The organism is Ruegeria sp. YKSF131, from assembly GCF_059612645.1.
In genome coordinates this window covers 1-1,700 of the sequence record NZ_JBXWQZ010000132.1, presented here as the reverse complement: position 1 = coordinate 1,700, position 1,700 = coordinate 1, and the positions used below count along the sequence as shown (strand labels likewise).

The window sequence follows — 1,700 nt, the reverse complement described above, 5'->3', positions numbered from 1 at the left end:
CTCGCGCAGGAATTCGGGGTTATAGACAATCTCGACCGCCTGACCCGTCCGCTCGCCCAGATAGCTTTGGAAGATCGGCTCGATCAGCTGCCGCACGGTGCCCGGCCGGAAGGTTGACCGATACGCCACCGTCAGAGGCCGCGCCCGATCCGGCGATACGGTCTCGGCAATCTGACGCGTCACCTCGGCCACGAAGCTCATGTTATGCGAGCCGTCAGTGGAACTGGGCGTGCCCACACAGACAATGGCCAGATCCACATCCCCGAGGTCCGGCATCTCGACCACGGCCCGGATCAGGTTTTTCCCAAGCGCCTCGGTCAGCAACCCGGCCACCTTCGGCTCCTTGATCGGGGGCTGACCTGCGTTGATTTCAGACACCTTGTCGGCATTCACATCAATACCGATCACCTCGTGCCCTTCACGGGTCAGACAGCACGCTGCCGTGAACCCCACATACCCCAAACCAAAAATCGCAATCTTCATATTTTCATACCGTCTTGAAAACTGGTGTCGTCACTCAATTGTTTCTAAATCGAATACAAGGCTTCACATACCCGATGTCCTTGCTCAAATTGATTTCAAATTGTGGGATTAATCGCAAATTTTCCTTGAAATGTGGCAACGCTTTCTGACACTGAGCGTAGATCATGCGACCTTGTCACTAGATGAATAACAACCTTCAAACTGATTACCAACGACTGGCCTGGATTGCCACAAAAGTTACCGGTGACATGTCCAGATCTGCCTTGGGAGAAGGCAAAACCAGAAACACTGAGGCGTTAAATTGTTTTTTGTTCTAAATGTAGAAAGATGGTGCGATTGACGCATTCTCCTAAAGTAGGCTTGCCTTCCAGCATGCTGACTCGCAGATCTGCCCTTGCAGTGGGCGCTGCGACTCTCTTGGCGTCCGGCCTCTTCAGACAGGCTTTGGGTTTTGCAACGCTTGCCATCACTGCCCGCCTTCTCAGGCCCGAAGACTTTGGTATCATTGCCTATTTCATAATTGCGACCGCACTGCTTGAGATGCTGCAGCGCCAGGTCAGCATCGTGTTGATCCGAATGGATGATATAACCCACGAGCATCTCGACACAGTCTTCACCATGCAAATTCTACTTGGATTGATAGCTGGCGCGTTGGTCTGGCTGTCAAAACCCCTTGTAGCTTTGCTCGGCATTCCTGAACTTGTCGAGATTTTGCCTGCAGTTGCAGCGATTTCGGTTTTGCTCGCCCTGCGCAGCCCACGTTTTCTTCTGTATGAACGCGGCCTGAGGTTTTCGCTGGCCGCAGCAGAGGAAACGTTCAATCGTATCGCTTATGCCAGTGTCGCCATCTATCTGTCATGGCTGTGGCAGGATTTCTGGGCGATTATTGTGGCCCTGTTTGTCGGTGCTGCGACCCGAAACATTTGGACATTCGCAACTGCTCCGATGTTTCCCAGGCTTTCGGTATCTCGCTGGCGGGAAAGCCTGTCTTTTTCCTCCTGGTCCATGGGCGCGCAACTGTCCCAGTTTTTGGCCAATAACATGCCCCAGATTGTTATTGGCGCAACTCTTGGCCTTGCAGATGCAGGGATTTTCCGGGCCGGTAGCCGCATCACCACGATTGTGACGACACAGTTATTTGCCCCGTTGCAACGCGTGATCTACCCGGGTCTGGCAGATGTCTCACGGTCAACCGGTCAAAACCAGAAAGCATTTAT

At 53.1% G+C, this 1,700-nt stretch carries 2 protein-coding genes; one reads left to right on the top strand and one right to left on the bottom strand.

What is annotated here, in order from left to right; all coding sequences use genetic code 11:
• On the bottom strand, positions 1-483 hold a 483-nt coding region (locus AC2FLZ_RS21935), incomplete at its 3' end, for a Rossmann-fold NAD(P)-binding domain-containing protein (RefSeq protein WP_496882791.1).
• Between the two features lie 372 nt (positions 484-855).
• Between AC2FLZ_RS21935 and AC2FLZ_RS21930 the strand changes: the two genes are divergently transcribed.
• Positions 856-1,700, top strand: an 845-nt coding sequence (locus AC2FLZ_RS21930) for an oligosaccharide flippase family protein (protein WP_496882790.1), incomplete at its 3' end; no start/stop codon positions are given.